Annotated in this window: 3 tRNA genes and 3 rRNA genes; all 6 read right to left on the minus strand. The window is 51.0% G+C overall.

From position 1 onward, the window contains the following. Position 1: 1 nt before the first annotated feature. The 6 genes from FHS72_RS18295 to FHS72_RS18320 all read right to left on the minus strand — a co-directional run bounded on the left by FHS72_RS18295 (position 2) and on the right by FHS72_RS18320 (position 5517). Positions 2-78, minus strand: a tRNA-Met gene (locus tag FHS72_RS18295). A gap of 72 nt (positions 79-150) precedes the next feature. Further along, positions 151-265: ribosomal RNA gene (rrf, locus tag FHS72_RS18300) — 5S ribosomal RNA — on the minus strand. A gap of 160 nt (positions 266-425) precedes the next feature. Then, a 23S ribosomal RNA gene (locus FHS72_RS18305) occupies positions 426-3268 on the minus strand. A 468-nt stretch (positions 3269-3736) separates the two neighbouring features. Beyond that, a tRNA-Ile gene (locus FHS72_RS18310) sits at positions 3737-3813 on the minus strand. Between the two features lie 3 nt (positions 3814-3816). Further along, a tRNA-Ala gene (locus FHS72_RS18315) sits at positions 3817-3892 on the minus strand. 160 nt (positions 3893-4052) lie between these two features. Further along, positions 4053-5517 (minus strand): 16S ribosomal RNA (locus FHS72_RS18320). The 16S, 23S and 5S rRNA genes sit together here with 3 tRNA genes alongside, the layout of an rRNA operon. Positions 5518-5965: the final 448 nt, after the last annotated feature.

A 5965-nucleotide genomic window follows, 5' to 3' on the forward strand; every position in this document is an offset into this window, starting at 1 on the left:
TTGGTTGCGGGAGTAGGATTTGAACCTACGACCTTCAGGTTATGAGCCTGACGAGCTACCGGGCTGCTCCATCCCGCGACGGTTCCTCAATTTGCTTGATGTAATTGAGGTGAGTTTCGTTTGAGAGATACATCTGTTTTTACTTATTAGATTTGGCAGTGACTTACTCTCCCACGCCTTAAGACGCAGTACCATCAGCGCAGCGGCACTTAACTGCCGAGTTCGGGATGGGATCGGGTGTTTTGCTCGCGCTATGACCACCAAATCAAAAAAGTAAAAACAGTCTAAGCCTCAGTATGCGTAGAGGCTTAGAGCATCAGGACGGTGTTTTTTCATTCACCGTCATTGTTCCATATCAGATATACTGATGGTTGTGTGTGTATGTATCATGATTGATGTCAGTATTAGCATGGCTATTACTGGATCAAATCAAGCCTATCGGACCATTAGTACCAGTCAACTGAACGCATTGCTGCGCTTACATCTCTGGCCTATCGACGAGGTGGTCTACCTCGGTCCTCAGGGATACCTTGTTTTGAAGGGGGCTTCCCGCTTAGATGCCTTCAGCGGTTATCCTGTCCGATCATAGCTACCCTGCACTGCCGTTGGCACGACAACAGGTCCACCAGTGGATCGTTCACCCCGGTCCTCTCGTACTAGGGGCAACTCTTCTCAAGTATCCTACACCCACGGAAGATAGGGACCGAACTGTCTCACGACGTTCTAAACCCAGCTCACGTACCTCTTTAAACGGCGAACAGCCGTACCCTTGGGACCTGCTCCAGCCCCAGGATGAGATGAGCCGACATCGAGGTGCCAAACGGTGCCGTCGATATGGACTCTTGGGCACCATCAGCCTGTTATCCCCAGCGTACCTTTTATCCGTTGAGCGATGGCCCTTCCACTCGGGACCACCGGATCACTATGGCCGTCTTTCGACTCTGCTCGACTTGTCAGTCTCGCAGTCAGGCTGGCTTCTGCCATTGCACTCAACGAGCGATTTCCGACCGCTCTGAGCCAACCTTCGCGCGCCTCCGTTACAATTTGGGAGGCGACCGCCCCAGTCAAACTACCCACCACGCAGGGTCCCGGATCCGGATAACGGACCGCGGTTAGACATCAAACAGAATAAGGGTGGTATCTCAAGGGTGGCTCCACCGAGACTAGCGTCCCGGTTTCAAAGCCTACCACCTATCCTGCACATACTGTGTCTGATGCCAATGCGAAGCTATAGTAAAGGTGCATGGGGTCTTTCCGTCTAACCGCGGGGAGCCGGCATCTTGACCGGCAATTCAATTTCGCTGAGTCCACATTTGAGACAGCGGGGAAGTCGTTACGCCATTCGTGCAGGTCGGAACTTACCCGACAAGGAATTTCGCTACCTTAGGACCGTTATAGTTACGGCCGCCGTTTACCTGGGCTTCAATTCGGAGCTTGCACTCCTCCTTTTAACCTTCAGGCACCGGGCAGGCGTCAGACCCTATACGTCGTCTTGCGACTTCGCAGAGCCCTGTGTTTTTAGTAAACAGTCGCCACCCCCTGGTTTGTGCCCCCGGCTTCTACTTGCGTAAAAACCGGGCCTCCTTCTCGCGAACTTACGGAGGTATTTTGCCGAGTTCCTTAAATGTGGTTCTCTCAAGCGCCTTGGTATTCTCTACCAGTCCACCTGTGTTGGTTTAGGGTACGATCTAGCGGAGGGCTATTTCCAGGAACCTCTCAACGGCCTCCCCAATCCGATAAGGGGAAACAATCTTCGAGATCCGTCACATCCTCCTGGCCCAGGAATATTAACCTGGTTCCCATCGACTACGCCTTTCGGCCTCGCCTTAGGGGTCGGCTTACCCTGCTCAGATTAGCTTTAAGCAGGAACCCTTGGACTTTCGGCGAGGGAGTCTCTCACTCCCTTTGTCGCTACTCATGTCATCATTCTCACTAGTGATCTCTCCACCGGATCCCTCACAGGCCGGCTTCACAGAAAGCACCATAACGATCACAACACCCCGAAAGGTACTGATATCGTCAGGTACTATGTCACACTACGCTCTGCTACCATGCAATAAATTGCATCCTAGACTTCGGCTCATGGCTTGAGCCCCGTTACATCTTCGCCGCAGGACAACTTATTTAGACCAGTGAGCTGTTACGCTATCTTTAAAGGATGGCTGCTTCTAAGCCAACCTCCTGGTTGTTTTGGTCGTCCCACCTGCTTTCCCACTTAGCCATGAATTAGGGGCCTTAGTCGTAGGTCAGGGTTGTTTCCCTCTCCACAACGGACGTTAGCACCCGCTGTGTGTCTGCCGGATATTACTCTTGGGTATTCGGAGTTTGGTTAGGATCAGTAAGACGGTGAGTCCCCATTACCCATCCAGTGCTCTACCCCCCAAGGTATTCGTCCGACGCTCTACCTAAATAGATTTCGCAGAGAACCAGCTATCTCCGAGTTTGATTGGCCTTTCACCCCTAGGCACACCTCATCCCGACCTTTTTCAACAGGTGTGGGTTCGGACCTCCAATTAGTGTTACCTAATCTTCATCCTGGACATGCCTAGATCACTCGGTTTCGGGTCTAATGCATCTAACTCAATCGCCCTATTAAGACTCGCTTTCGCTGCGCCTACACCTAACGGCTTAAGCTTGCTAGATACACTAAGTCGATGACCCATTATACAAAAGGTACGCTGTCAGGCCGCATGGGCCCTCCAACTGATTGTAGGCGTTCGGTTTCAGGTACTGTTTCACTCCCCTCGTCGGGGTGCTTTTCACCTTTCCCTCACGGTACTGGTTCGCTATCGGTCAGTAAGGAGTACTTAGCCTTCGAAGGTGGTCCTCCGATGTTCAGACAGAATTTCACGTGTTCCGCCCTACTTAATACGTCCAATCATGCTTCTTATACGGGACTATCACCCACTATGGTCCAGTATTCCAACTGGTTCTAATCACAATTATGGCTCGGCTGGTCCCCGTTCGCTCGCCGCTACTAGGGGAGTATCTATTGATTTCCTTTCCTCCGGGTACTTAGATGTTTCAGTTCCCCGGGTTTGCTTTTCTAAGTCTATGTATTCAACCTAGAAATACCTGGTTTACCTCATTGATAATCACACAGTCCGAAGACTGCATAATAACAACAAAGTATCAGGTGGGTTGCCCCATTCAGAAATCCATGGATCAAAGCTTATTCTCAGCTCCCCATGGCTTATCGCAGAGTATCACGTCTTTCATCGCCTCTTACTGCCAAGGCATCCACCAAACGCCCTTTTCGCGCTTGATTTGATCCAGAAAAAGCAAGGCTTTTCCTGTGGGCCCACCCTTTTGTAAATCAAATGGGCCCTTAATCAAAATGCATACATTGTCAGTGCTTGCCGCTGGTTCGCAACAAACACCGTTCGAATGAGATTACTCTCATTCCGGTTAGTGTACTTGACTTGGAACAAAATAGATTTTCACGGCGTCATAGGGGCCCATGCGGGTCCCTCAACCAGTCTGACTTACTCCTTCACGCGGAGTGTCTCTATTCTGATGTTGTATCTCTCTAAACGATGTCACTGGACCCGAAGGTCCAAACGTCCAATTGGACGGCTAAACAGTCAAAACTGCTTAGCGATCTAATTGAATGCTCTTTGATTATAGAACTGAAGTCAGTGTAACCTAGTAGGATTGAACTCAAACGAAGTGCGTTCTCGGGACATTCGCTACGCGATTGCCCTGCCACGCACGCAAACTTTGCAAGCAAAGTTTGTGGTGGGTCGAGGAGGACTTGAACCTCCGACCTCACGCTTATCAGGCGTGCGCTCTAACCACCTGAGCTACCGACCCATCTGGTGGAGCGTATCGGGATCGAACCGATGACCCCCTGCTTGCAAAGCAGGTGCTCTCCCAGCTGAGCTAACGCCCCATTAGGTAATGTCACAACAAAATGGCAAATCCATTCTGCTATGATCACTGACTGAAGAGATATGAGGACGGCCTAGCCATCAATGTTTGGTAGCTTTGAATGCTACCTGCTAAGTGTTCTACGATATTGAGCAAGCTCAAGATACTAAGAACATCCTTAGAAAGGAGGTGATCCAGCCGCAGGTTCCCCTACGGCTACCTTGTTACGACTTCACCCCAGTCGCTGATCCTACCGTGGTCCGCTGCCTCTCCGAAGAGTTAGCGCACGGCCGTCGGGTAGAACCAACTCCCATGGTGTGACGGGCGGTGTGTACAAGGCCCGGGAACGTATTCACCGCGTCATGCTGTTACGCGATTACTAGCGATTCCGACTTCATGGGGTCGAGTTGCAGACCCCAATCCGAACTGAGACATCTTTTGGAGATTAACTCACTGTAGATGCCATTGTAGCACGTGTGTAGCCCAACCCGTAAGGGCCATGAGGACTTGACGTCATCCACACCTTCCTCCCGCTTATCACGGGCAGTTTCTCTAGAGTGCCCAGCTTAACCTGCTGGCAACTAAAGATGTGGGTTGCGCTCGTTGCCGGACTTAACCGAACATCTCACGACACGAGCTGACGACAGCCATGCAGCACCTGTCACTATGTCCCGTAAAGGAAAACCAGATCTCTCTGGCGGTCATAGGATGTCAAGGGTTGGTAAGGTTCTGCGCGTTGCTTCGAATTAAACCACATGCTCCACCGCTTGTGCGGGCCCCCGTCAATTCCTTTGAGTTTTAATCTTGCGACCGTACTCCCCAGGCGGAATGCTTAATCCGTTAGGTGTGACACCAAAGGGCAAGCCCCCTGACGTCTGGCATTCATCGTTTACGGTGTGGACTACCAGGGTATCTAATCCTGTTTGCTCCCCACACTTTCGCACCTCAGCGTCAGTATCGAGCCAGTAAGCCGCCTTCGCCACTGGTGTTCCTCCGAATATCTACGAATTTCACCTCTACACTCGGAATTCCACTTACCTCTCTCGAACTCTAGATCAACAGTATTAAAGGCAGTTCCGGGGTTGAGCCCCGGGATTTCACCTCTAACTTATTGATCCGCCTACGTGCGCTTTACGCCCAGTAATTCCGAACAACGCTAACCCCCTCCGTATTACCGCGGCTGCTGGCACGGAGTTAGCCGGGGTTTCTTTACCAGGTACTGTCATTATCATCCCTGGCGAAAGAGCTTTACGATCCTAAGACCTTCGTCACTCACGCGGCATCGCTAGATCAGGCTTGCGCCCATTGTCTAAGATTCCCCACTGCTGCCTCCCGTAGGAGTCTGGGCCGTGTCTCAGTCCCAGTGTTGCTGATCATCCTCTCAAACCAGCTATAGATCGTAGACTTGGTAGGCCATTACCCCACCAACTATCTAATCTAACGCGGGCCAATCCTTCACCGATAAATCTTTCCCCCGAAGGGCGTATATGGTATTACTCTCAGTTTCCCGAGGCTATTCCATAGAAAAGGGTATGTTCCCACGCGTTACTAACCCGTCCGCCGCTCCACCCGAAGGTAGCGCTCGACTTGCATGTGTTAGGCGTGCCGCCAGCGTTCGTTCTGAGCCAGGATCAAACTCTCAAGTTGAAAAGTTCCGAAGAACTTATTCCTTGACGTTCGAACCTCTGCACATCACATCATATAACCCGGCTAAGGTATTATATGACATTTTCTCTGTTTGATATGCTTTGGTAACCAAAGTTACCGAAAGCCGTACAAACAGTGAAGCTGACACTAGATTATCGATCAGGCTATAAATAACCCTCTCTACTAGCGCGATATACAGACGTTTGATCCATCGAACATGGCCAAACCGCCCACATATCTCTTCAGTTCTATTCTATTGTCAAAAAGCGTTAGAAGACAAAAATAACAGTGTGCGCCAAATCCCTTCGGCGCGCCCGCCACTCAAACCCTCTGAATTTTCCCAACTTCAAGTCCTCCGCGTCTCCGCTTCGTTCCGTCCGCTGCACCGTGTCTGCTTGTCTGCGTCTCCGGTAAAGGGGCTTCTAAGGATAGTACACTGAGGCCGCAA

It is taken from the genome of Yoonia ponticola (assembly GCF_014199395.1).
Lineage (GTDB): Bacteria > Pseudomonadota > Alphaproteobacteria > Rhodobacterales > Rhodobacteraceae > Yoonia > Yoonia ponticola.